Annotated in this window: 18 protein-coding genes and 1 tRNA gene; 8 read left to right on the plus strand and 11 right to left on the minus strand. The window is 63.2% G+C overall.

Features of this window, described 5'->3' with window-relative positions; genetic code table 11:
- Nucleotides 1-15: 15 nt before the first annotated feature.
- The 4 genes from NKI97_RS02030 to NKI97_RS02045 are packed head-to-tail and all read right to left on the minus strand — an operon-like array spanning nt 16 to nt 4,451.
- On the minus strand, nt 16-792 hold the full coding sequence (locus NKI97_RS02030) for an enoyl-CoA hydratase/isomerase family protein (RefSeq protein ID WP_352832418.1): 777 nt from the start codon (nt 790-792) through the stop codon (nt 16-18).
- Nucleotides 785-2,386, minus strand: coding sequence for an acyl CoA:acetate/3-ketoacid CoA transferase (locus NKI97_RS02035; protein ID WP_352832421.1), 1,602 nt, complete (start codon nt 2,384-2,386; stop codon nt 785-787). The genes NKI97_RS02030 and NKI97_RS02035 overlap by 8 nt, the downstream gene beginning before the upstream one ends.
- The gene (locus NKI97_RS02040; protein WP_352832423.1) at nt 2,383-3,399 is read right to left on the minus strand and encodes a Gfo/Idh/MocA family protein; all 1,017 of its coding nucleotides are present in this window, start codon (nt 3,397-3,399) and stop codon (nt 2,383-2,385) included. The genes NKI97_RS02035 and NKI97_RS02040 overlap by 4 nt, the downstream gene beginning before the upstream one ends.
- Entirely contained in the window at nt 3,396-4,451 is a 1,056-nt protein-coding gene (locus NKI97_RS02045) for a LacI family DNA-binding transcriptional regulator (protein ID WP_352814372.1), read from the minus strand. Before NKI97_RS02045 ends, NKI97_RS02040 begins: the two co-directional genes overlap by 4 nt.
- Nucleotides 4,452-4,693: 242 nt before the next feature.
- Here NKI97_RS02045 and NKI97_RS02050 point away from each other — a divergent pair, with 242 nt between their 5' ends.
- Complete coding sequence (locus tag NKI97_RS02050; protein ID WP_352832426.1) at nt 4,694-5,848, plus strand: dihydrodipicolinate synthase family protein; 1,155 nt, start codon at nt 4,694-4,696, stop codon at nt 5,846-5,848.
- Nucleotides 5,849-6,010: 162 nt separating this feature from the next.
- Nucleotides 6,011-6,973: a GDP-L-fucose synthase gene (gene fcl / locus NKI97_RS02055; RefSeq protein ID WP_352448236.1), complete on the plus strand. Its 963-nt coding sequence runs from the start codon at nt 6,011-6,013 to the stop codon at nt 6,971-6,973.
- Nucleotides 6,974-7,039: 66 nt separating this feature from the next.
- Here fcl and NKI97_RS02060 read toward each other — a convergent pair.
- Both NKI97_RS02060 and cpdR read right to left on the minus strand, forming a co-directional pair.
- Nucleotides 7,040-7,114: transfer RNA gene (locus NKI97_RS02060), tRNA-Val, on the minus strand.
- A gap of 104 nt (nt 7,115-7,218) precedes the next feature.
- Nucleotides 7,219-7,581, minus strand: coding sequence for a cell cycle two-component system response regulator CpdR (gene cpdR, locus NKI97_RS02065; RefSeq protein ID WP_006199474.1), 363 nt, complete (start codon nt 7,579-7,581; stop codon nt 7,219-7,221).
- A 153-nt stretch (nt 7,582-7,734) separates the two neighbouring features.
- Between cpdR and NKI97_RS02070 the strand changes: the two genes are divergently transcribed.
- Nucleotides 7,735-8,676, plus strand: a complete 942-nt coding sequence (locus NKI97_RS02070; RefSeq protein WP_352448235.1) for an N-formylglutamate amidohydrolase — start codon at nt 7,735-7,737, stop codon at nt 8,674-8,676.
- Nucleotides 8,677-9,003: 327 nt separating this feature from the next.
- A complete protein-coding gene (hisN, locus tag NKI97_RS02075) occupies nt 9,004-9,777 on the plus strand; it encodes a histidinol-phosphatase (RefSeq protein WP_352448234.1) in 774 nt (257 codons plus the stop codon).
- Nucleotides 9,778-9,922: 145 nt separating this feature from the next.
- Here the strand turns inward: hisN and NKI97_RS02080 are convergent, their stop codons facing one another.
- Both NKI97_RS02080 and NKI97_RS02085 read right to left on the minus strand, forming a co-directional pair.
- Entirely contained in the window at nt 9,923-10,381 is a 459-nt protein-coding gene (locus tag NKI97_RS02080) for a styrene oxide isomerase (protein ID WP_352682506.1), read from the minus strand.
- Nucleotides 10,382-10,519: 138 nt separating this feature from the next.
- Nucleotides 10,520-11,494 carry an alpha/beta fold hydrolase gene (locus tag NKI97_RS02085; protein ID WP_352832429.1) on the minus strand — a complete coding sequence of 325 codons (975 nt, stop codon included), beginning with the start codon at nt 11,492-11,494 and terminating at the stop codon, nt 10,520-10,522.
- 474 nt (nt 11,495-11,968) lie between these two features.
- On the opposite strand from NKI97_RS02085, the gene NKI97_RS02090 reads away from it, so the two are divergent.
- Complete coding sequence (locus NKI97_RS02090; RefSeq protein ID WP_352448231.1) at nt 11,969-12,433, plus strand: Hsp20 family protein; 465 nt, start codon at nt 11,969-11,971, stop codon at nt 12,431-12,433.
- Between the two features lie 89 nt (nt 12,434-12,522).
- On the opposite strand, the gene NKI97_RS02095 is transcribed toward NKI97_RS02090, so the two are convergent.
- Nucleotides 12,523-13,575, minus strand: coding sequence for a threonine aldolase family protein (locus NKI97_RS02095; protein WP_352448230.1), 1,053 nt, complete (start codon nt 13,573-13,575; stop codon nt 12,523-12,525).
- Nucleotides 13,576-14,050: 475 nt separating this feature from the next.
- On the opposite strand from NKI97_RS02095, the gene gltB reads away from it, so the two are divergent.
- Nucleotides 14,051-18,781, plus strand: coding sequence for a glutamate synthase large subunit (gene gltB / locus NKI97_RS02100; RefSeq protein WP_352742866.1), 4,731 nt, complete (start codon nt 14,051-14,053; stop codon nt 18,779-18,781).
- Between the two features lie 143 nt (nt 18,782-18,924).
- Nucleotides 18,925-20,379, plus strand: a complete 1,455-nt coding sequence (locus tag NKI97_RS02105; protein WP_352448228.1) for a glutamate synthase subunit beta — start codon at nt 18,925-18,927, stop codon at nt 20,377-20,379.
- A gap of 22 nt (nt 20,380-20,401) precedes the next feature.
- Here the strand turns inward: NKI97_RS02105 and NKI97_RS02110 are convergent, their stop codons facing one another.
- Both NKI97_RS02110 and NKI97_RS02115 read right to left on the minus strand, forming a co-directional pair.
- Complete coding sequence (locus tag NKI97_RS02110) at nt 20,402-21,649, minus strand: SGNH/GDSL hydrolase family protein (protein ID WP_352448227.1); 1,248 nt, start codon at nt 21,647-21,649, stop codon at nt 20,402-20,404.
- 26 nt (nt 21,650-21,675) lie between these two features.
- Complete coding sequence (locus NKI97_RS02115; RefSeq protein ID WP_352742863.1) at nt 21,676-22,902, minus strand: lytic murein transglycosylase; 1,227 nt, start codon at nt 22,900-22,902, stop codon at nt 21,676-21,678.
- Nucleotides 22,903-23,109: 207 nt separating this feature from the next.
- Here NKI97_RS02115 and galU point away from each other — a divergent pair, with 207 nt between their 5' ends.
- Nucleotides 23,110-24,015, plus strand: a complete 906-nt coding sequence (gene galU / locus NKI97_RS02120; RefSeq protein WP_352448225.1) for a UTP--glucose-1-phosphate uridylyltransferase GalU — start codon at nt 23,110-23,112, stop codon at nt 24,013-24,015.
- Nucleotides 24,016-24,030 lie beyond the last annotated feature (15 nt).

The following is a 24,030-nucleotide window of genomic DNA, read 5'->3' on the forward strand; positions in this document are numbered from 1 at the left end:
GTGATTTCCAGGTTCCTAAGATCTTGAGAACGCCGGCTTCTGCTTGGCGTTGAAAGCCTCGACGCCGGTCCTGAGATCGCTTGTCAGCGCGATGAAGCCGCTGGCCAGCGCTTCGGTCGCGGCAGCACTCTCTTCGCCCTCGGCGATGGCAATCATCAGCTTGGCGGCTTCGGTCGCGAGCGGGCCGCGCTCGGCGATCTTGCCGGCCCAGGCCTTGGCTTCGGCGAACGCCTTGCCGGTCTCGACCACCCGGTCGACAATCCCCACTGCCATCGCATCGGTAGCCAGAAACACCTCGCCGCCGAGCGCCATCCGCCGCACTGCCTGCGCACCGAAGCGGCGCACGGCGCGCTGGGTGCCGGACCAGCCGGGAACGACGCCGATCGAGGTTTCGGGGAACCCCAGTTTCACCTGTGTTTCCGCCACGCGGAAGTCTGCAGCGGCCGCCAGTTCCAGCCCGCCGCCCAGCGCATGGCCGGCAAGCACGGCGATCGTCGGCTGCCGCAGCCGCGCCAGCCGGTCAAAGACGCGATGGCCGTAGCGCACCCATTGCACCTGGAAATCGACAGCGCTCATTTCTGCCCAAGCCTCGACATCGCCGCCGGCGCAAAAACCCTTGCCTTCGCCGCAGATCAGCACGACGCGGACGTCGGTTGCTGTCTCGGCCTCGTCGAGTGCCGCTTCCAGCGCCCGCAGCATCGGAATATCGAGCGCGTTGAATTTCTCCGGCCGGCGCAGTGTGACAATGCCGATGGGGCCGTCGGTTTCAAACGTTACCAGACGCTCAGCCATGTGCGCCTCCAAGCGATGCGCCGCCATTGAGCGACAGGCCGATCGGCCGGTCCCGGTAGAGCGCATCCGGTGTGATTTTCAGGTCGTTGGCGACGGCGAGCGGGATCTCGGCCTGCGCCAGCACATCGCGCTCCAAGTCTACACCTGGCGCCAGCTCGGTCACCATCAGCCCTGCCGGCGTCAGCTTCATCACGCAGCGCTCGGTGACATAGGTGATGTCCTGTCCCTGGGCGACGGCACGCTTGCCCGAGAAGGAGATATGCTCGACCTCGCCGACGACTTTCTTGACCTTGCCCTCCTGGTCGATGCGAATGCCGCCACCGGCAAGCGACAGCTTGGCGCCGGCGTTAAAGAAACCGGAAAAGACGATCTTCTTCGCCCGCGCGGTGATGTCGACGAAGCCGCCGGCGCCGGCGGTGACGTGGGGCCGCGCCGAAAGCTTCGAGACATTGACGGAGCCGTGGCGGTCGATCTGCAGGAAGGACAGCAGCGAGGCGTCGAAGCCGCCGGCCTGGAAATAGATGAACTGGTGCGGCGAGGGCATGAAGGCGTCGGCGTTCGACGAGCAGCCGAACTTGAAGTCGAGCAGCGGCACGCCGCCGACCGCCCCCTGTTCGATGACCCAGGTGACCTTGCCGTGCTGGCCTTCCTCGATAAGGATGCGCGGCACATTGGCCGAGATGCCGAAGCCGATATTGACCGCCATGCCCTGGGCAAGCTCCATGGCGACGCGGCGCGCAATGACCTTCTGGACGTTCATCTCGGCGTTGCGAAAGCTCGACAGCGGCCGGAAGATCTCGCCGGAGATGGCCGGATCGTAGGGCGTCAGCGTCGTCTGCAACTGGTCGGGCGCCACCACGATATGGTCGACCAGCACGCCGGGCACGCGCACATCGTGCGGCTTCAGCGTGCCGTTCTCGACGACGCGCTTGACCTGCGCGATGACGATGCCGCCATTGTTGCGGACGGCCAGCGCCTGTTCGAGGCCGCCGAGATAGGCACCCTCATGCTCATAGGTAAGGTTGCCGCGCTCGTCCGCCGTGGTGGCGCGAATGATCGCGACCTGAGGTACGATCGAGCGGAAATAGAGCCATTCCTCGCCGTCGAACTGCTGCACCGAAACGATCGGCTCGCTGGCGGCAGCATTCATGGCGCAACCCTGGTGGCGCGGGTCGGCAAAGGTGTCGAGCCCGACCTTGGTCAGCACGCCGGGGCGCTTGGCGGCGGCCTCACGATGCATGTCGAACAGGATGCCGGACGGCACGTTGTAGGCGGCGACCGTATTGTCGCCGATCATCTTCCAGATCTGCGGCGGTTCCGACGATGAAGGCCCGGACGGATAGGAGCCGCACAAAGTGCGCTTCAACAGGCCGGGCTTGGCTACATGGTCGATGCCCTTGATGCCGTACATGTCACCGGCGGCGATCGGGTGCAGCGTCGTGATGTCCTTGGGATGGCCGTCGGCGTCGAAGCGCTCGCCGATGGCGGCAAGCACCGCATCCGGGCAGCCGAGGCCGCTCGACGACGACACGGAAACGACCACGCCATCCCTAATCAGGCCGGCAGCCTCAGCCGCGGAAACGAGTTTGCTCACGCTGCGCTCCCGAGCTTCGGGTCGATGGCAACGGCCTTGCCGGACCTGGCCGATTGCAATGCCGCTTCGGCTGATGTCAGCGACCAGACGCCGTCCTCGCCGGTGGCGGAAGGCTGGCCCTCGCCGCGGATCGCCGCGTGGTATTGGCGCAGCGAACGGGCATAGAGGTCTTCGCGGTCGAAGCTCAATTCCTCTTCGTCCTGTGCCGTGCGAAGCAACACAGAGCCGAGCGGCTTCTGCGTCATCACGTCCTTGGCGATCAGCGAGCCTTCGCTGCCATGCACCTCGAAGCCGGTGCCGGCGAATTTGGTGGTGAAGCCCTCATGCGATTGGGCAATGATCCCCGATCCGAAGCGCCAGAGGCACATGGCGCCGTCTTCCAGCCCGCCGGCGGCCATGCCGGCCGACTGCGTGAATGCCGAGATCTCGACGGGATCGTCGCCGAGCACGAAGCGCAGCGTGTCGGCATCGTGGACGGTGATGTCGAGCACCACGCCGCCGCCGGCGTCCGGCCTGGTGATGCGCCAGCCCTGCAGGTTTTCCGGCAGATAGACGGAGTGGAACACGCGCGCGGCGATCGGCCTGCCGATGCAGCCGGCAGCGATCGCTTCGCGCATCGCCCGATGCGAGCCGGCATTGCGCAGGTGGTGATTGGTGCCGAGCACGACGCCGGCGGCCCTGGCCGCCGCGACCATCTTGCGCGCGTCGGCGCTGGTCAGCGCCAGTGGTTTTTCGCAAAGCACATGCTTTCCCGCCTCGATGGCGGCGAGTGCCTGTTCGAGATGCAATTCGTTGGTGGTCGAGATGTAGACGGCGTCGATGTCGGAGCCGAGCAATTCATCAATCGTCGCGACCGCCGCCGGAATGCGGTTTTCCAGAGCATAGGCGGTAGCCCGCTCCGGGCTGGAGCTCATCACTGCGGCGATCTCGCCGTCCGGCTGCGCGCGGATGGCGCCGATCATGAACTGTCTTGCGATCGTGCTGGCGCCGATCAGCCCCCAACTGACGGTCATGCCGCGTCTCCCATTCCTGCGCAGCCATGCTCCTTGCGATCGGGGCCGCAGCTTTCCCTGACCACGAGGTTGACGGCGCCGATATGATCCTCGGCGCGCGTGGTGCGCGATTGGATCATCTTCAGCACGACATGGGCGGCGCGCTCGCCGAGGCCGGCGGTGTTCACCGCGACGCTGGTCAGCGCCGGCATATAGTGCTCGGCCTCGGCGACGTCGTCGAAGCCGACGACGGCAAAGTCCGCGCCGGGTTCCAGGCCGCGCTTGCGCAGCGCCAGCAAGACGCCGAAGGCGACCGCATCGTTGAAGCAAAGGGCCGCGGTCGGCGGCGCGGCCATGGCAAGTGCGGTTTCCAGGCAGGCAATACCGCCCTTGCGGCTGGTTTCGCCCTCGAAGACCAGCCTGTCGGCCGGATCGATGCCGAGCGCTTCACAGGCCTCGCGAAAGCCGCCCAGGCGCTCGTGATAGACGACAAGGTCGGACGAGCCGCCGAAGAAGGCCAGCCGGCGGTGGCCCTTGCCGATCAGATGGGCGGTGGCGAGATAGGCGCCGCGATGATTGTCGGGCGTGATCACCGGGATACGGCTTTCGGGAAGCCGGCGCATGACGAAGACGACCGGAACGCCTGCGGTCTCAAGGCGACGGAACGCACCAGGCGTGGTGCCGCGCGCCGGCGACACGACGAGCCCGGCGACACCCTGCTCCATCAACGATTTCAGAACCTCTTCCTGGCGCACCGGGTTTTCAGCCGTATTGGCGATGAAAGGCACGACTCCGGCCGACTGGAAGACGCGCTCCATGCCGACCGCGAGCTCGGCGAAAAACGGATTGGTGAGATCGTTGATGACCATGCCGATGACGTTGGAATGGGCCTTGCGCAGATTGGCGGCGCCGCGGTTGTAGACATAGCCGACGTCCTCGATCGCCTTGCGCACCTTGAGCGCGGTTTCGGGCCGGATCAGCCCGCTGCCTTGCAGCACCAGCGATACCGTCGATTTGGACACGCCCGCCTCACGGGCGATGTCGAGTATCGTTGCCTTGGCCCGGCTGGCCATCCAGATCTGTCCTCCCGGTGGTTTCTTGTGCGATTTTATTGGAACGATCTAATCCCTGCGGCGCATTTGAGTCAATCGCGTTTTTGCGAAGCCGGGAAAAATGCGGCTCGGTGGCGCAATTCTCCGGCAAGCAGGGCTTTCGGCTGCTGCGATGCAGCAATTTTCGCTGCACGAGGCAGGAGTCAAAATATCTTGATTTGTTGGAACGTTCCATTTAATAGGCGTTGGCAAGGGAGAGAGCCATGGACATCACCTTGCCCGGGGAAGGCGCCGGCCGTGTCCGCTGCCGGCTTGTCGGCCAGCCGGTACAGCCTGTGGCCGGCGCTCGCTTCTCGCGTATCGCCTACGCCGCCGCCCATGTCGTTGCCGATCCCCTCGCCATGACCGATCCGTGGTCGAGGCCCGCGGTCGACTGGGACAAGACGATGGCGTTTCGCCATCACCTCTGGGGGCTTGGCTTCCGTGTCGCCGAAGCGATGGACACCTCTCAACGCGGCATGGGTTTCGACTGGGCGAATGCCAAGGAATTGATCCGCCGCTCGATCGCCGAGGCGCGAAGCGTCGAAGGCGCCGATCTTGCGTCGGGCGCCGGCACCGACCATCTGGCGCCGGGGGGCGCCAGCAGGCTAGACGATGTCATCGCGGCCTATGAAGAACAGCTCGGCTTCATCGAAGGGCTTGGCGGCAAGGCGATCATGATGGCCAGCCGGGCGCTGGCGGCGGTCGCCAAAGGCCCCGACGACTATATCGGCGTCTACGACCGCATCCTGTCCCAGGCCTCCGGCAAGGTCATCCTGCACTGGCTGGGCGACATGTTCGACCCCGCGCTGAAAGGCTACTGGGGCAGCAGCGACTTCGAAACTGCGCTGGAGACGGTGGTCGCGATCATCGAACGCCATGCCGGCAAGGTCGAAGGCATAAAGATATCGCTGCTCGATGTCGGCAAGGAGATTGCGCTCAGGGACCGGCTGCCTGAGGGCGTGCTGATGTTCACCGGCGACGATTTCAATTACCCCGAGCTGATCGCCGGCGACGGCGACAGACATTCGCACGCGCTGCTCGGCATTTTCGATGCGATCGCGCCGGTCGCCAATGCAGCGCTGGCAAAGCTGGCCGACGGCGACCGCGCCGGCTATGGCGCGCTGATGGCGCCGACAGTGCCGCTGTCGCGCAAAATCTTCGAGGTGCCGACCGAATATTACAAGGCCGGCATCGTCTTCATGGCATGGCTGAACGGCCACCAGGAGCATTTTTCGATGATCGGCGGCATGCAATCGGCGCGCGGCATCCGTCACTATTCCGATGTCTTTCGCCTTGCCGACCAGGCAGGGTTGCTGGCCGACCCCGAGCTTGCCATTGCCAGAATGACAAGCCTCTGCGCGGTAGCGGGCGTCTGATCGCGAGCGCTACAGCGTCCGATCCAAAGGTTGCTTCGGGTGGCTTTGCGATTTGCCTTGTCTGGGCAAATCTGTATGCGGTATGCGTCCGGCAACAGAGAAGCCGATCCGGCGCTCCGCCGGCCAACTGGCATAGCTGCCGTTCTGCATTGGGGTAAGCTGATGACCTTCGACCTTCAGGGCAAGCGCGTTTTCGTGGCCGGACATCGCGGCATGGTCGGCTCGGCCATCCTGCGCAGATTGGCCGACGAGGATTGCGAGGTTATGACCGCCTCGCGCGCCGAGCTCGATCTTCTCGACCAGGCCGGCGTGCGGCGCTGGATGGCCGACCGCAAGCCGGATGCAGTGGTGATGGCGGCGGCCAAGGTCGGCGGTATCCTGGCCAACAACAGGCTTCCCGTCGATTTCCTGCAGGACAATCTCGTCATGCAGAACAATGTCATCGACAGCGCCTTCCGCAACGAGGTGCAGAAGCTGCTGTTTCTCGGCTCATCCTGCATCTATCCCAAATTCGCGGCGCAGCCGATCTCCGAGGACGCCTTGCTGACCGGGCCGCTCGAGCCCACCAACGAATGGTATGCGATCGCCAAGATCGCCGGGCTGAAACTGTGCCAGGCCTATCGGCGCCAGTACGGCGTCGACTACATCTCGGCGATGCCGACCAATCTCTACGGTCCGGGCGACAATTTCGACCTCAATTCCAGCCATGTCGTGCCAGCTCTGATGCGCAAGGCGCACGAGGCCAGGCGCGCCGGCCGCAACAGCCTGGAGGTGTGGGGATCAGGCACGCCGATGCGTGAATTCCTGCATGTCGACGACGCCGCCGACGCGCTGGTCTGGTTGCTGAAGAATTATTCGGGCGACAGCCACATCAATGTCGGCTCGGGAGAAGACATCACCATTGCCGATCTTGCCCGCACCATCGTGTCGGTCGCTGGCGCCGATGCTGCGATAACGTTCGATGCGACGAAGCCGGACGGCACGCCGCGCAAGCTGATGGACGTGTCGCGTCTGTTCGCCACCGGCTGGCGCCCGCGCTACTCGCTGCGCAGCGGTCTGGAACAGACCTATGCGTGGTTTCTGGAGCACGTCGAGACCGGGGATCTCCGCCTCGGCGCGGCCTGAGGCCGGTATTGGCCGGGAACATCAGTCGACGAAAAATACCGACGGCCAATTGAGGGATTATCTGGATGGTGGGCGTGACAGGGATTGAACCTGTGACCCCTGCAATGTCAATGCAGTGCTCTCCCGCTGAGCTACACGCCCATCCGAAGCCGCGCATACACCATTTTTGGTTCGGCACGTCAATAGCGGGAAAAGCGAAAGAATGGCTGGCTTGCCGGGTCGGTCAAGACGCGACAAAAAGCGCGTCAGGCGGCCTGCAGCATCTTTTCGACCTCGTTGACGAGGTCGCGCAGGTGGAACGGCTTCGATAGCACCTTGGCGTCTTTCGGCGCCTTGGAATCAGGGTTCAGCGCGACGGCGGCGAAGCCGGTGATGAACATCACCTTGAGGTCGGGATCGATCTCCGTGGCCCGTCGGGCGAGCTCGATGCCATCCATCTCGGGCATGACGATGTCGGTCAAAAGCAGCGAAAAAGGTTCCTCGCGCAGCCGCTCATAGGCGCTGGCGCCATTGTCGAAATCGCTGACCTGATAACCGGCGCGCTCCAGCGCCTTGACGAGGAACCGGCGCATGTCGTCGTCGTCTTCCGCCAGCAGAATGCGTGCCATCTTGTCCCGTCCGAATCACCCAACCGACAATGCCGTGCGGCAAGCCCGTTAACCATGCTGTATATGAGGAGGTGACGGTAAACATCAAGTGAACGTTGGCCGCACAATCCTGATTTGGCTGGCGCTTCGGCGGCTGGACATGCGGGCGGCGAGGTGGCACTTTCCCATCATGATGCATTGGTATTCCCGGGTTCGTTCAAATTGAAAACGGCAGCCGAGGATTTTTCGGTCGTTCCACCCTTCGAAATCCGATCGGGCGCCGAACAGCGCGTTCCCTTCCTCTTCAACTCGCCGCATAGCGGCCGCTACTATCCGGACCGGTTCATGGCTATGGCCAAGCTGGACCGCAACGCCATCCGCCGCTCCGAGGACTGCTATGTCGAGGAATTGTTCGGCGGCGCCGTCGCGCTCGGAGCGCCGATGCTGGCGGCAAACTTCCCGCGCGCCTATCTCGACGTCAATCGGGAGCCGTGGGAACTCGACCCGCGCATGTTCGCCGAACCGGTGCCGTCATTCTGCAACATCCGCTCGGCGCGGGTGGCCGGCGGGCTCGGCACCGTGCCCAAGCTGGTCGGCGAGGGGCTCGACATCTATTCCGGCCGCTTGCCGCTGGCGGAAGCCGTGGCGCGCATCGAAGCGGTCTACAAGCCCTATCACGAGACGCTGAAACGGCTTTTGACCAGAACCCATGCGCGCTTCGGCTACGCCGTGCTGATTGACTGCCACTCGATGCCGGCAAGCATAAGGGTCGGCGACAGCGGATTGCGGCCGGATTTCATCGTCGGCGACCGTTTCGGCATCTCGGCCGCGGCGGCGTTGACCGAGACGGCGATCGGCCTGCTCACCGGCATGGGCTACAGCGTCGCCCACAACAAGCCCTATGCCGGAGGCTTCATTACCGAGCACTATGGCCGCCCCGTGCGCCATCTGCATGCGCTGCAGATCGAGGTCAATCGCGGGCTCTACATGAATGAGCGGACGTTCCAGAGATCGGCTGGTTTCGACGCACTGGCCGACGATCTAGCGCGGTTTTCGGCCGAACTGATGGCGATGCCCGATCACAATTTCATGGATCTGCCGCTGGCCGCCGAATAGCCGCGGAATCGCGGTACCGCCGCTCATGCGGCAGCGTAAAAAAAGACCGCATCGTTTGCACGACACGGTCGAAGTCTAGGGAGGAAACGCCCAAGGAGGGCATGGACAGGAACCCCTGTCCGAGAACAAACGTATTGTGCGCTGCACAAATGTCAAGGCGCGTTCCGGCTTTTTTAATTCACTGTGAAGTGGAAACTGCATTTCCATGACGGCGGCGTTGCATTCGAGCAACAGTTGGCACCATGCGAAAGGCTCCGAACGCCCTTGTTTCGGCATAAATCCGTAGGCAAACGGGTATCTCCAAACATGCTGGAGCGGGAGAATCAGTTGGACATCAACATCGAGTTCATGCGGCGCATTGCGCGTGCCGCCGCAGCCGAGACCTTGCCGCGCTTCCGCAACCAGGGCGCGGTCACCAACAAGGAGCGCGGCAGCTTCGACCCGGTCACCGAGGCCGACCGCGAGGCCGAGCGCGCCATCCGGGCGCTGATATCAGCGCAATACCCCGATCACGGCATTCTCGGCGAGGAACATGGCAGCGAAAACATCTCCAGCCGGCATGTCTGGGTGATCGATCCGATCGATGGAACGCGCGCCTTCATTTCCGGCCTGCCGGTATGGGGCACGCTGGTCGGGCTGACGGTCGACGGCGATGCCGTCGCCGGCATGATGTCGCAGCCCTTCACCGGCGAGTTGTTCTACGCCAATGCCTCCGGCTCGCATTATGAAGGTCCCGGTGGCTCCCGAAAACTCGCTACGCGCAAGACGACGAATCTCGCCGAGGCGACGCTGTTCACCACCACGCCGGCGCTGTTCAAGGGAGACGCGCGCCTGCGCTACGACCTGTTCGAGCAACAGGTCCAGCTCGCCCGTTACGGCACCGACTGCTATGCCTTCGCGATGGTGGCGGCGGGCAGCGTCGATATCGTTGCCGATCCCGGATTGAAACCGTACGACATCGTCGCGCTGATCCCGATCATCGAGAAGGCAGGCGGCGTTGTCACCACCTTCGAAGGCGGGCCGGCGGAAAACGGCGGCGACATCCTGGCGGCGGCGACACCGGAGCTGCACGCAGCCGCGATGGCGGCGCTGCGCGGCTGAGCATCCGGTGCACCCACGCGTCTGTTTTGCGCAAATCCGACGGAAACCGCGGTACGGTCCTAAAGCAAATCGCGTCGCGTTCGAGTGAACTCATGTGACGCGCTTGTTTTATGCATGTTATCGCAAAACCGCTGCGCGACATGCATTAGCTGTCGGCAGGCCAAGCGTCCGAGAGACGCAGGCCCCACAAAATGAGCACGAAAGAGATGAGGCCGGTCGGCGCGGACGAATACGCCACACCTTTGATCACAGCTTCCTGAAAGGCACTTCCGTGGAAGGCTCCGGCCGCCAACGGCATAGTCTCGTTGCCGGCCGCCCAGGCGCTGGCGATCACGTAGGCGGCCAGGATCGCCAAAGCCGAATAGATCAGCAGCCAGAAAGCAATCCGCGACGTCGCCGCGCCGAGATTGAGCCTAGACCATGTGAGGCCTAGACCCAGCAAGAGAACGCCCTCCAGGGCGCTGAGCGTGTGCGCGGACAGTCCGAGCCGCGGTGCGGCGAGATACGGTATTGCAAACCCTTCGAATGACGAAAACAGCAGCAGCGCGACGCCAATCTGCAGTAGCCGATGCCCCTGACGTGACAGCGTATTCGATGCGTTCATGGTCGTTTTTCTCCCGGCGAATGGCCTCCATTCTCTTTGGCAGCAACCTAGCGCTCGATGCCTTAACGGGAATAAGGGGGCACGCTGCGTCGGACAAGCGACCCGTGCGGGCTTTGTTGGCGGGCGCCGGCGAAGCGGTCAAACAGCGTCGCCGGTTCCGGGGATGAAGGCATCGAATGCCGCAAGCAACTGCTCGCGATAGAGGTCGGCTTCCTGGAGAATCTCATGGCGGGCGCCGTCGATCATCACTAGCGAGCCGACGCGCAGACGTCTCGCATAGGCTTCGACTGCCCTGGTCGAGACGACCTGGTCGGCGCCGGCGGCGATAATCAGCAAGGGCACCTGGATCTTGGCCATGAAATCGGGGTCGCTGACGATCAAGGACGCCTCGGTGGCCGCCTTCAGCCAGCGGATCGTCGGTCCGCCGAGCGCCAGCTGCGGATAGGTTTCGTAGATCAGCGTGTTGCGCCGATAGCGCGCCGGGTCGCTGGTCAGCTTGTTCATGGCGAAGGGCACTGATTCCTTCGGTCGCGGACCCCATGCGGCATAGAGCCGGCCAAGGCCGAGAAGGCAGAACAGCGAACAGGTGCGGCGAACGGTTTTTATCGAAACCGGCAGGTCGGGCACGGTGAAGAATGGTGCGATCAGCACCATGCGGCGCACGCGGTTCGCCATTGAGGGCGCGGCGAGCAGCGCGATCACCGCGCCGGCCGAATGGGCCAGTATGTAGTAGGGTCCTCGGCAATCGGGCAGCACGATCTCCTCGAAGAACTGCTCCAGATCGCCGGTATAGTCGAAGAAGCTCTGGACGTAGCCGCGCTGTCGGTCGCCGATCATCCGGTCGGAAGCGCCCTGGCCGCGCCAGTCGAGGGTTGCCACGCCAAAACCCCGGTCGGCAAGGTTGCGAATGGTCTCGAAATACTTCTCGATGCATTCGTTGCGGCCGGTCAGGACGACCACGGTGCCCTTCATCGGACGGCTAACCGCGGCAAACAGACCATAGCGGATCTTCTTGCCGTCGCGCGTGGTGAAGAACCCGCCGGCTGCGTTTTCCGGCAGCGGATTGCCCGGAGTCTCATGGAAAGGCGGCGTCTGGTGGAAGAGATCGGTCATACGGTGTTTGGTTTGGGATCGGTGCCGGCATGGGCGCAAGTTAGGCATAGACGCCCATGCGCCAAAAGCAAAGGAATTCGGGACGCCGGAGGTCGACCGAGGCAGCGAAGAAATAAGGCCGGAAGCAGCCTTGGGCGTACTTCCGGCCTCTGTCGACCCGGGAGGAAGGGACGTTACACCCGGTTCGGCCTCGTCGTGTCGCCTTTTCCGGCGACCTGTTCGTGATCTCGAGAACAGTTTTAGTGCCGCCTGGCTGAACGCTCGCCGAAGCCACGGTTCATCTGCCGTTCATCGGCATCGGGACGTGGGCCGGGACCGGTCGCGTTCGGACGCGGGAAAATCTTGAAATGCCGTCGCCGGCTTCCCAAATTTGTCATGCGGTCGCCAATGTCGGGGCCGCTGGCCAATCCGGAACGCCGTCACGGGTTTCGCACCGGCCATACGCAACCTTGTTGCTCAACAGGAGAACACACCATGCGTCACGTTGATTTTTCCCCGCTCTACCGTTCGACCGTCGGTTTTGACCGGCTGTTCACCATGCTCGATTCGCTTGCGCAGCCGGAAGGCCAGACGTATCCGCCTTACAACATCGAGCGCACGGGCGAGGATGCCTATCGCATCTCGATGGCTGTGGCCGGCTTCTCGGAAGATGAGATTTCGATCGAAGCTCACCGCAATGTGCTGACCGTCAAGGGTGAGCGCAAGGAGGAAGGCAATGGCGAAGGCTCCGAACTGCTCTATCGCGGTATCGCCAGTCGAGCCTTCGAGCGCCACTTCCAGCTTGCCGATCACGTCGAGGTTGTCGGCGCCGCGCTGAAGAACGGCCTGCTCTTCGTCGACCTCAAGCGCAACATCCCCGAAGAGCTGAAGCCGCGCAAGATCGCGATCACCTCGGCTCCGGCCAAGGCCAAGCAGATCGAGGCCAAGACTGCCGCCTAAGCCAGGCAGCTTAACTCCGGGACGCCAACTCCCCGGGAAGAAAGGGCGGTGCAGCAATGCGCCGCTCTTTTGCTGGTGGGCAAGGCTTGCTATCCGGCGAGCAGGTAGCCGAAACGGTCGACCTCGTCGGGCGTGGTCGCGAAGCTGGTGACAAAGCGATAGAGCGCTTCGTCTTCGCCAATGTAGCCGTCGTAGCCGAGCGGCCTGTGCCAGTCGTGGAAGGCCGCCCCTGCCGCTTGCATTCTTTCGGCCTCGGCCTTTTTCATGACTGCGAAGACCTCGTTCGCCTGCGGCAGCCAGGCCAGCCGGGCCGAAGGGGAATCTTCTATCGCCGCGGCAAGCCGTGCCGCCATCGCATTGGCGTGCCGTGCTGTGTCGAGCCATAGCCCACCCCTGAAATAAGCATCGAATTGCGCGGCGATGAAGCGCGATTTCGAGAACAGCTGGGCCGCGCGCTTGCGCAAAAAGGCCAATTCCTTGGCTCGCTCGAGGTCGAACAGCACGATCGCCTCGGCGCACCAACAGCCATTCTTGGTGCCGCCAAAGGAGAGGATGTCAACGCCATGCTTCCAGGTCATTTCGGCCGGCGTCGTTTCCAGCGCGACGAGCGCATTGGCAAAGCGGGCCCCATCCATGTGCAGCGGGAGTCCATGCTGCTTTGCGATCGCCGAAATCCTGGCGATTTCGTTCAGCGTGTAGACGGTGCCGACTTCGGTCGACTGGGTGATCGAAACGGCAACCGGCCGCCCGGAATGGACGTTTTCGGGTGCGAAATGGTCCACCGCCCGTTCCAGATGGCCGGCATCGATCCTGCCGAGTGCGCCTTCGACTGTATAAAGCCGCGAACCGCCGGTGAAATATTCCGGTGCACCGCATTCGTCCTCGATGACGTGCGATTCGCGATGGCAGAAGGAAATGCCGCCTGGCTTGTTATAGGTAGTCAGCGACAGCGAATTGGCAGCGGTGCCGGTGGCGACGAAAAACACCGCGACCTCGCATTCGAAGATTTCATTGAAGCGCTGGTAAACGGCCTTGTCGAGGGCACCGTCGCCATAGGCGGTGGAGAAGCCGTCGGCATGGGCCGACAGACCGGCAGCGATACGGGGATGGGCGCCTGCCCAATTGTCGGAAGCGAAAATCATGCGTCTGCCTATGCTGGGGAAATCGATGCGAGCTTGGCCGCTTTCGCATGCCGGCCGCAAGTGGCAGATGCCGAAAATCCGCTAAAGCCAGCGAAACGCATGAGCGTAGATGCAGCGACTGAAGGCTACGCTGACACGGCGTTCCGCGCAATTTTCTGTCGCGAAAGCTTCAAGAATTTTGTGAATCGGTCTTGTGTGCATCCAAAATTTCTGTCATAAAAATTTAGGACAGTAGTGCTGTCTTATTTTGTCGCACAAAACTGGCCGCATTGGCATATGATTGCGCCTCTGCGGCATTGCCGCGAGCGACAGCTAGACAGTCTGGCTCCAGCCTGTACGAATACCATATGCGAACGATGCGGAAAGCCGCACGGTCGGCAAGAATTTCGCAAGACGTGCCGCAAGATTGAAAGGGGAGCCACGCGCTTCCCGACGGAAACCAGCGCCCGAAGGGGACGGAACGGAGGACAGGACGATGACGGACATGACGCCATCTGCGACGAAGGCCGCGCAGACGAAAGCGGCAGCCGTCAAAAATCCGTCCCTGACCAATATTGGGCGAACCAGCACCGGCTATGCCGCGCACGGCCTCTATGATCCGCGCAACGAGCATGATGCCTGCGGCGTCGGCTTCATCGTCAACATGAAGGGCGTGAAGTCGCATCAGATCGTCGAGGACGGCCTTGCCGTGCTCGAAAACCTGACGCATCGCGGCGCCGTCGGCGCGGATCCGCTGATGGGCGACGGCGCCGGCGTGCTGGTGCAGCTGCCGGACCGCTTCTTCCGCGAGGAGATGGCCAAGCAAGGGGTCGAACTGCCGAAGCCCGGCCACTATGCAGTCGGCCATGTGTTCATGCCGCGCGACCCGGAGCTGCAGGCGCATATCGAAGGCATCATCGCCGAGGTGGCGCAACTCGAGGGCCAGCCGCTGCTCGGCTTTCGCGACGTGCCGGTCGATAATTCATCGCTGTCCAAGGCGCCCGACATCGCCGCTTCCGAGCCGGTGCACCGACAGGTATTCCTGGGCCGCGGCGCCGAGATCGAGAACGACGACGATTACGAGCGGCGGCTCTACATCCTGCGCAAGGTCATTTCCGGCCGTATCCACGAAGAGACCAAAGGCGTCGACAACGGCTTCTATGTCGTCTCGATGTCGTCGCGGACCATCGTCTACAAGGGCATGTTCCTGGCCTATCAGGTCGGCGCCTACTACAAGGACCTCACCGACCCGCGTTTCGAGACGGCGCTGATCCTGGTCCACCAGCGCTTCTCGACCAACACGTTCCCGTCGTGGAAGCTGGCGCATCCCTACCGCATGGTCGCCCACAATGGCGAGATCAATACGCTGCGCGGCAACGTCAACTGGATGGCGGCGCGGCAGGCCTCGGTCGATTCCGAACTGTTCGGCAACGACATCTCGAAGCTGTGGCCGATCTCCTATGAAGGGCAGTCGGACACCGCCTGCTTCGACAATGCGCTCGAATTCCTGACGCAGGGCGGCTATTCGCTCGCCCACGCCATGATGATGCTAATCCCGGAAGCCTGGGCCGGCAACAAGCTGATGGGTCAGGACCGCAAGGCCTTCTACGAGTATCACGCAGCCCTGATGGAGCCGTGGGACGGGCCAGCGGCGGTTGCCTTCACCGACGGCCGCCAGATCGGTGCCACGCTCGACCGCAACGGGCTGCGGCCGGCGCGCTACATCGTCACCGATGATGACCGCGTCATCATGGCCTCGGAAGCCGGCGTGCTGCCAGTGCCGGAGGAAAGGATCGTCAAGAAGTGGCGGCTGCAGCCCGGCCGCATGCTGCTGATCGACCTGGACAAGGGCCGCATCGTTTCCGACGAGGAAATCAAGTCGGAGATCGCGACCAGGCATCCCTACAAGAGCTGGCTCGCCAACACACAGCTCATCCTCGAGGATCTGAACCCGGTCGAGCCGCGCGCCCTGCGCAGGGATGTCTCACTGCTCGACCGCCAGCAGGCGTTTGGCTACACCCAGGAGGACACCAAGCTGTTGATGTCGCCGATGGCGACCACCGGCCAGGAAGCCGTCGGCTCGATGGGTACCGACACGCCGATTTCGGCAATGTCGGACAGATCGAAGCTGCTCTACACCTATTTCAAGCAGAATTTCGCACAGGTCACCAATCCGCCGATCGACCCGATCCGCGAGGAGTTGGTGATGAGCCTGGTGTCCTTCATCGGGCCGCGGCCCAACATCTTCGATCTTGTCGGCAATTCGCGCCGCAAGCGGCTCGAAGTGCGCCAACCGATCCTGACGAACGGCGATCTGGAGAAGCTGCGCTCCGTCGGCCACACCGAAGACCGTTTCGACACCAAGACGATCGACATCACTTACGGTTCGAATGAAGGCGCGGCCGGCATGCAGGGCGCCATCGACCGGCTATGCGAGCGCGCCGAGGCGGCGGTCGCCGGCGGCTACAACATCATCATCCTTTCGGACCGTCAGCTCGGCCCGGATCGCATTGCCATTCCGGCACTGCTGGCGACTGCGGCCGTGCACCATCATTTGATCCGCAAGGGATTGCGCACCTCCGTTGGCCTCGTCGTGGAATCCGGCGAGCCGCGCGAGGTGCATCATTTCTGCTGTCTCGCCGGCTACGGCGCCGAGGCGATCAATCCCTATCTCGCTTTCGACACGCTGCTCGACATGCACAAGCGTGGCGAATTGCCGGCGGAGGTCGATGCCTACGAAGTCGTCTCCCGCTACATCAAGTCGATCGGCAAGGGCATCCTCAAGGTGATGTCCAAGATGGGCATCTCCACATACCAGTCCTATTGCGGCGCGCAGATATTCGACGCCATCGGCCTGAAGTCGGACTTCGTGCAGAAGTACTTCACCGGCACGGCGACGCTGATCGAAGGCGTCGGGCTGGACGAGATCGCCGCCGAAACGGTCAGCCGCCACACCGACGGCTTCGGCAACGACCCGGTGCTGCGCAACAGCCTCGAGGTCGGCGGCGAATACATGTTCCGCATGCGCGGCGAGGCCCATATCTGGTCGCCCGACGCAGTGGCGACCTTGCAGCACGCCGTGCGCCAAGGCTCGTGGGAGACGTTCAAGGACTATTCCGCCCAGATCGACAGCGAGACGGCGCAGGCGCAGACCATTCGCGGCCTGTTCAAGATCAAGCTTGCGCAAGAGACCGGGCGTAAGAAGGTCACGCTCGACGAGGTGATGCCGGCGGCCGATATAGTCAAGCGCTTCTCGACCGGGGCGATGTCCTTCGGCTCGATCTCAAGGGAAGCGCACACGACGCTGGCGCGCGCCATGAACGCCATCGGCGGCAAGTCGAACACCGGCGAGGGCGGCGAAGAGGCCGACCGCTATCTGCCACTGCCGGGCGGCGGCAAGAACCCCGAACGCTCGGCGATCAAGCAGGTCGCCTCGGGACGCTTTGGCGTCACGGCGGAGTATCTGGTCAATTCCGACATGATGCAGATCAAGGTCGCGCAAGGGGCGAAGCCAGGCGAGGGCGGCCAGCTGCCGGGTCACAAGGTCGATGCGACCATAGCAAAGGTCAGGCACTCGACGCCGGGCGTCGGCCTGATCTCGCCGCCGCCGCATCACGACATCTATTCGATCGAGGATCTGGCGCAGCTCATCTACGACCTGAAGAACGTCAATCCGGCGGCCGACGTATCGGTCAAGCTGGTCTCGGAAGTCGGCGTCGGCACGGTTGCGGCCGGCGTCGCCAAGGCGCGTGCCGACCACATCACCATATCAGGCTATGACGGCGGCACCGGTGCCTCGCCGCTGACCTCGCTCAAGCATGCCGGCAGCCCGTGGGAGATGGGCCTTGCCGAGACGCACCAGACGCTGGTGCTCAACGGCCTCAGGTCGCGCGTCGCGCTGCAGGTCGACGGCGGCCTGCGCACCGGGCGTGACGTCATTATCGGCGCACTGCTCGGCGCCGACGAGTTCGGCTTTTCGACCGCGCCGTTGATCGCGGCCGGCTGCATCATGATGCGCAAGTGCCATCTCAACACCTGCCCCGTCGGCGTCGCGACACAGGACCCGGTGCTGCGCAAGCGCTTCAAGGGCACGCCCGAGCACGTCATCAACTTCTTCTTCTATGTGGCGGAAGAGGTGCGGGCGCTGCTTGTCGAGATGGGCTACACCCATCTCGACCAGATCATCGGCGACACCGACCTTCTGGAAAAGCGCGAGCTGATCCAGCACTGGAAGGCACGCGGGCTCGACTTCAGCAAGATGTTCTACAAGCCCGATGCGCCGCACGAGGCGGTGCACTGGACCGAGCGGCAGAAGCATCCGATCGACGACGTGCTCGACCGCAAGCTGATCGAACTCGCAAAGCCGGCGCTCGAAGCCAGGCAGCCGGTCAGTATCGAACTGCCGATCCGCAACGTCGACCGTTCGACCGGCGCCATGCTGTCGGGCGAGGTGGCAAAGCGCTTCAAGCACAAGGGCCTGCGCGAGGACACGATCTCGGTCAAGCTCACCGGCACGGCCGGCCAGTCCTTTGGCGCCTTCCTGGCGCGGGGTGTCTCGTTCGAACTGGTGGGCGCTGCCAACGACTATGTCGGCAAGGGCCTGTCGGGTGGCCGCATTGTCATCCGCCCGCCGGAGAACACGAAAATCGTTGCTGCCGAGTCCATTATTGTCGGCAATACCGTGCTCTACGGCGCAACCGAGGGCGAGGCCTATTTCTGCGGCGTTGCCGGCGAGCGTTTTGCCGTGCGCAATTCGGGTGTCGCCGCCGTCGTTGAAGGCGTCGGCGACCATGGTTGCGAATACATGACTGGCGGTATCGTCGTCGTCATCGGCCAGACCGGCCGCAACTTCGCCGCCGGCATGTCGGGCGGCGTCGCCTATGTGCTCGACGAGGCGGGTGATTTCGCCGAACGCTGCAACATGGCGATGGTCGAGCTGGAGCCGGTTCCGGAAGAGGACGACCTGATGGAAAAGCTGCTCCACCATGGCGGCGATCTCGACCATAAGGGCCGTGTCGACGTATCCGGCGATATGACCAGCCATGACGAGGAGCGGCTCTACCAGCTGATCTCCAACCACGTCCACTACACCGGCTCGGTACGAGGTCGCGAAATCCTCGACGACTGGGCGACTTTCCGGCCGAAATTCCGGAAGATCATGCCGGTCGAATACCGCCGCGCGCTGATCGAGATGGAGCGGATGCGCATGAACGTGGCGGCGGAATAGATTTGGAAATTGCCGGGAGGCCATGCGTCCCGGCAACCACCTTCATCAACAATCCTGACCTCGGACTGAAGGTTGCCACAGCTGCCTTATGAGGTTAACGGGTGCGTCGCCAGGCGTGCCTTCCGGACAGCAGGGACTGGACTATGGGCAAGGTAACAGGATTTCTCGAGATCGACCGGCAGGTGCACAAGTACCAGCCGGCTTCCGACCGCATCCGGCATTTCCGCGAGTTCACCCTGCCGATGTCGGACAAGGAGGTCGAGAAACAGGCCGCGCGGTGCATGGATTGCGGCATTCCGTATTGCCATGGACCGACCGGCTGCCCGATCCACAACCAGATCCCGGACTGGAACGACCTCGTCTACAATGGCGACTGGGAAAACGCGATCCGCAACCTGCATTCGACCAACAATTTTCCGGAATTTACCGGCCGCATCTGCCCCGCACCTTGCGAGGAAGCCTGCACGCTGAACCTCGAGGATATTCCGGTCGCCATCAAGACGATCGAGCAGGCGATTGCCGACAAAGCCTATGAAACCGGCCATATCCGGCCCTATCCGCCGGAACGGAAGACCGGCAAGCGCGTCGCGATCATCGGCTCGGGGCCGGCAGGCATGGCGGCTGCCCAGCAACTCGGCCGCGCAGGCCATGACGTTCACGTCTATGAGCGCGAGAGCCGGCCGGGCGGGCTGATGCGCTACGGCATCCCCGATTTCAAGATCGAGAAGCATTATATCGACCGGCGCATCGAGCAGATGCAGGGCGAAGGTGTCAGCTTCCATTGCGGCGTCAATGTCGGCGTCGACAAGCCGGTCGCCGAACTGCTCGCCGAATATGATGCCGTGCTCTATTGCGGCGGTTCCGAAACGCCGCGCCCGGCCAACATCCCGGGCGACGATCTCGACGGCGTGCACGACGCCATGCCCTATCTGGTGCAGCAGAACAAGCGTATCGGCGGCGAGCCGATCCAGTCGGTCGCATGGCCGTCGCGCCCGATCGTCGCCGGCGGCCAGCATGTCGTCGTCGTCGGCGGCGGCGACACTGCCTCAGACTGCGTCGGCACCGCCTTCCGCCAGGGCGCGGTGCGCGTCACCCAGCTCGACATCCGGCCGCAGCCGCCGGAAAAGGAAGACAAGCTGTCGGTCTGGCCCTACTGGGCGACCAAGATGCGCACGTCATCGTCGCAGGCCGAAGGCGCCGAGCGCGAATTCCAGGTGGCGACGCTTGAATTCATCGGCGAGGACGGCCAGCTGACCGGGGTCAAATGCTGCGAGGTCGACGAAAAGCGCAAGCCAATCGCCGGCACCGAATTCGTCATCCGCGCCGATCTCGCGTTCATCGCCATCGGCTTTGCCGGGCCAGCCGCTCGCGGGCCGGTCTCGGAACTCGACGGGCAGATGAAGATCGTCACCGACAGCCGCCGTTCGAAGAATGTCGAGGCCAATGACCGGGACTACAGGACCAGCGTCGAAAGGCTCTATGCGGCGGGCGACGTGCGGCGCGGCCAGTCGCTGGTCGTCTGGGCGATCCGCGAGGGCCGCCAGGCGGCGCGCGCCATCGACGAGGCGCTGATGGGATCGAGCGTGCTGCCGCGCTGAGCCAGTTCCGAAGAGGTTCTGTTTACTGGCGGATCGCCGTCGTCGTATCGGATGCGGCCGCCGTCGCAGGTTGTGTCTTGGGCGGCCAGGAGAAGTCATCGGCGCGGCCCGGTGAGGCGTCGGGCGCCTTGCCCTCGACGATCAGCCTTTCGCCCGGCAAATTCTTGTCAGCTTTTGCCGGCGGGGCGGCGCCGAGAAGTTCCGAGCCGCCGTCCAGCGCCGGATCGCTGAGCAGCATCGGCGCGGTGCGATCGACAGCTATCGGTGCGGCAGCAGGTGACGGCGCCTCGACGGGAGCGCCGGCCGGGGCAGACGCTGTCACCACGCTTCCCGGCGCGGCCAGCCCAAGGATCTTCATCAGCGGCTTTTCGGTATAGAAGGCGAGCTTGCGCTTGCCGGCCTTCGACATGTTGATGCCGTCGTCGGAGCGCAGGCGCACCGATTGGCCGTTGATGTCCGGTCCGCTGGTGATGAAGGCGCCGTTCTCGTCGACGAACCCGTCCCAGACGTCGACGAATTCGCCGCCGTGGCTTTCGGCGGACGAGCGGAAGATGTCGTTGAAGGCCAGCATGTCGGAGGTCATTTTCGAGACCCGGAAGGCCGGCATGCCAACCCACAGATACGGCACCTTGGTTGCTGCGATGGCCTTGCCGAACGCTTCGGTCCGGCGCTCGTATTCCTTGGTCCAGTTTTCGGATCGCGGCTGCTCGCGCACATCGCCGACGCGCATCTGCTGCCGGTCGTTGGATCCGAGCATGACGACAACGGCTGCCGGTTTTTCGGCGGCGATCAGCGACTTGACCTGGCCTGGCCAGTTGTAGACATCGTCACGCACGAAGCCGGACGATCCGTTGGCACGGATGACGATCCTGACGCCAGTGTTCTCGGCAAAGGCGGCGTCGAGCCCCTCAGCCAGCCCAGACGCCATGAAATCGCCGACCACCAGAACGACGCGTGCATCCGGCGCCTTCTCGGCCACCGGGGTTGTCGGCTCGGCCGGCGGCGGCCGGCGAACTGACCGGGGCTTTCTCAGCTTGGGCCTGGGCTTTGTTCTCTGGAATTCTCTCTGGAATTCGGGCGGCGGCTGCTCAAACCGCTCGCTTCTGCGCGGAAACAACAGGTCGCGCAGCGACCAGCCACGACTTTCCGGCTCCTGCGCCATGGCCGAGGTATGAAAGGCACTGGCTGCGCCGACTGCCAGAACGGCGATCGCCAGAACCACGATCGGCACGCGACGAACGATTAACCGGATGCGCGCAGCCGAAACCAATCACCCTCTCCATCCCGCAACCGGCTCTAGTTCTGCCTGAGCCATTTGAGCACTTCCTTGCTCGGATACCCGTCCTGGGTCAAGCCAGCCTTTGCCTGGAAGGCCATGATGGCGGTTTTCGATCCGTCACCGATCTTGCCGTCGAACTTGCCGTCGTAATAGCCGTGCTCGGAAAGTCGCTTCTGAAGCTCCTGCCTTTCCTCGAAGGAGAGCTTGGTAAACGGTCGCTTCCAGTCCTGCACAAGCCCGCCATAGCCGGCGATTTCGTCGGCAAGAAGGCCCACGGCGAGCGCATATTTGTCGGCATTGTTGTAACGCTTGATGACGGAGAAATTCTTGATCATCAGGAAGGCTGGCCCGCCGCGGCCGCCGGGCAGCTTCAAAGTCGCCTTGTCCGCACCGTTCTTGAACGGCTTGCCGTTGGCACGGGTGACGCCCAGCGCCTGCCATTGCGACAGCGACTTCGAGCCTCCGGGCAGCTTCTTGCCGTCCGGAAGGCTGACCTCATAACCCCAGGTCTTGCCTGCCTGCCAGCCGTTCTTCCTCAGCAAATTGGCGGCTGTCGCCAGAGCGTCGGGAATCGAATTCCAGATGTCGCGCTTGCCGTTGCCGTCCATATCGACCGCATAGGACTGGTAGCTGGTGGGGATGAACTGGGTATGGCCCATCGCGCCGGCCCATGAGCCGCTGAGATGGCTTTCGTCGATGTCGCCGGTCTGCAGGATCTTCAGCGCCGCGATCAGTTGGGTGCGGGCAAATTTCGCTCGCTTCGGGTCGGCATAACCAAGCGTCGCCAGCGAGCGCACCACATTGCGCATGATATTATCGCGCTTGAGGGTTTCGCCGTAGTTAGATTCCATAGACCAGATGGCCAGCAGGATGTAGCGGTCGACGCCGTATCTTGCCTCGATCCTGTCCAGCCAAGGCTTCCATTTCCTTGCCATCTGCTGGCCGACGGCGACCGACTGGTCATGGACGCGGTTGTCGAAATAATCCCAAGCGGGTGCGGTGAATTCGGGTTGAGTACGGGCCTTTTCCAGCACCACCGGGTCAGCATCGTTGATGCCCTTGAATGCCTGGTCGTAGACGGAGCCGGAAACGCCGCTCGCCACGGCGGTAGCACGGAAGCTGGCGACCCATTGGCGGAAGCCGGCATCGGCAAAAGCCGACCCGCTGGGCATGAGCAAGGCAAGCGAGAGGCTGGCGGCCGTCAGGACGCTGGTGAAGCGCCTTGCGGCGTTGCGAACGGACATCTTTTCCTCCTTCTTCATCTCAGGAAGACTATTCATCGCCGAACCCGGTTAGCATTTGGTTTACCATAGGTGCCGTCCGGGGTGAAAAGATGCGTCAATGCTTTACCAGCTGAGATTTCTGACCCGCCGTTCAGTAATCCTCGATTTCGGCATGAAAATGTCTCGAATCGGGATTGCCGAACAGGCATGCAAATGGATAATTGGCACATGAAGAGAGTTCGCAAGGCAGTGTTCCCGGTTGCCGGTCTCGGCACGCGCTTTCTCCCCGCCACCAAGGCCATTCCCAAGGAAATGCTGACGGTCGTCGACAGGCCGGTCATCCAGTATGTGGTCGATGAGGCGCGCGAAGCCGGGATCGAGCATTTCATCTTTGTGACCGGCCGCAACAAGGCGGTCATCGAGGATCACTTCGATGTCCAATTCGAGCTCTACGACACGCTTGCGCAGCGCGGCAAGGACGACCAGCTCGCCCGCCTGCAGCGGCTGCAGCCGGCGCCGGGGCAGACCAGCTTCACCCGCCAGCAGGTACCGCTCGGCCTTGGTCACGCCGTCTGGTGCGCGCGCGAGCTCGTCGGCGACGAGCCCTTTGCGCTGCTGTTGCCCGACATGATCATGCAGTCGGAAAAAAGCTGCATGAAGGACATGGTCGAGCTTTACGCCGAGACCGGCAACAACATCGTCGCCGTGCAGGAATGCGATCCGGCCGAGGCGCACAAATACGGCATTGTCGGCCGCGGCGAGGCCGCGCATCACGGTTTCCGCATCTCCGGCATGGTGGAAAAGCCGAAGACCGGCACGGCGCCGTCGAACCTCTACATCAACGGGCGCTATATCCTGCAGCCGGAGATATTCAAGATACTCGAAGGTCAGGAAAAAGGCGCCGGCAACGAGATCCAGCTCACCGATGCAATGCTGAAGCTGCAGAAGCAACAGCCCTTCTACGGCTACCACTACCGCGGGCGAACGTTCGACTGCGGCTCGCCCGAAGGCTTCGTCGAGGCCAACGTTGCCTTCGCACTGTGGCGCAGAGACATGAATGCCAGCATGGCCGGTGTCATTCGCACGCTTCTCGACGAACTCGCGCCGTCAGAACGCCGCGGCGTAGCCTTGTAGTTTCAACACCGGTTG

It is taken from the genome of Mesorhizobium sp. M0296, from assembly GCF_040321675.1.
In the GTDB taxonomy this organism is placed as follows: domain Bacteria; phylum Pseudomonadota; class Alphaproteobacteria; order Rhizobiales; family Rhizobiaceae; genus Mesorhizobium.

What these genes read in the sequence shown, in the direction of transcription:
- NKI97_RS02030 (WP_352832418.1), bottom strand. Translation starts at nt 792, where the DNA reads ATGGCTGAGCGTCTGGTAACGTTTGAAACCGACGGCCCCATCGGCATT.
- NKI97_RS02040 (WP_352832423.1), bottom strand. Translation starts at nt 3,399, where the DNA reads ATGACCGTCAGTTGGGGGCTGATCGGCGCCAGCACGATCGCAAGACAG.
- NKI97_RS02045 (WP_352814372.1), bottom strand. Translation starts at nt 4,451, where the DNA reads ATGGCCAGCCGGGCCAAGGCAACGATACTCGACATCGCCCGTGAGGCG.
- NKI97_RS02050 (WP_352832426.1), top strand. Translation starts at nt 4,694, where the DNA reads ATGGACATCACCTTGCCCGGGGAAGGCGCCGGCCGTGTCCGCTGCCGG.
- fcl (WP_352448236.1), top strand. Translation starts at nt 6,011, where the DNA reads ATGACCTTCGACCTTCAGGGCAAGCGCGTTTTCGTGGCCGGACATCGC.
- cpdR (WP_006199474.1), bottom strand. Translation starts at nt 7,581, where the DNA reads ATGGCACGCATTCTGCTGGCGGAAGACGACGACGACATGCGCCGGTTC.
- NKI97_RS02080 (WP_352682506.1), bottom strand. Translation starts at nt 10,381, where the DNA reads ATGAACGCATCGAATACGCTGTCACGTCAGGGGCATCGGCTACTGCAG.
- NKI97_RS02085 (WP_352832429.1), bottom strand. Translation starts at nt 11,494, where the DNA reads ATGACCGATCTCTTCCACCAGACGCCGCCTTTCCATGAGACTCCGGGC.
- NKI97_RS02090 (WP_352448231.1), top strand. Translation starts at nt 11,969, where the DNA reads ATGCGTCACGTTGATTTTTCCCCGCTCTACCGTTCGACCGTCGGTTTT.
- NKI97_RS02095 (WP_352448230.1), bottom strand. Translation starts at nt 13,575, where the DNA reads ATGATTTTCGCTTCCGACAATTGGGCAGGCGCCCATCCCCGTATCGCT.
- gltB (WP_352742866.1), top strand. Translation starts at nt 14,051, where the DNA reads ATGACGGACATGACGCCATCTGCGACGAAGGCCGCGCAGACGAAAGCG.
- NKI97_RS02105 (WP_352448228.1), top strand. Translation starts at nt 18,925, where the DNA reads ATGGGCAAGGTAACAGGATTTCTCGAGATCGACCGGCAGGTGCACAAG.
- NKI97_RS02115 (WP_352742863.1), bottom strand. Translation starts at nt 22,902, where the DNA reads ATGTCCGTTCGCAACGCCGCAAGGCGCTTCACCAGCGTCCTGACGGCC.
- galU (WP_352448225.1), top strand. Translation starts at nt 23,110, where the DNA reads ATGAAGAGAGTTCGCAAGGCAGTGTTCCCGGTTGCCGGTCTCGGCACG.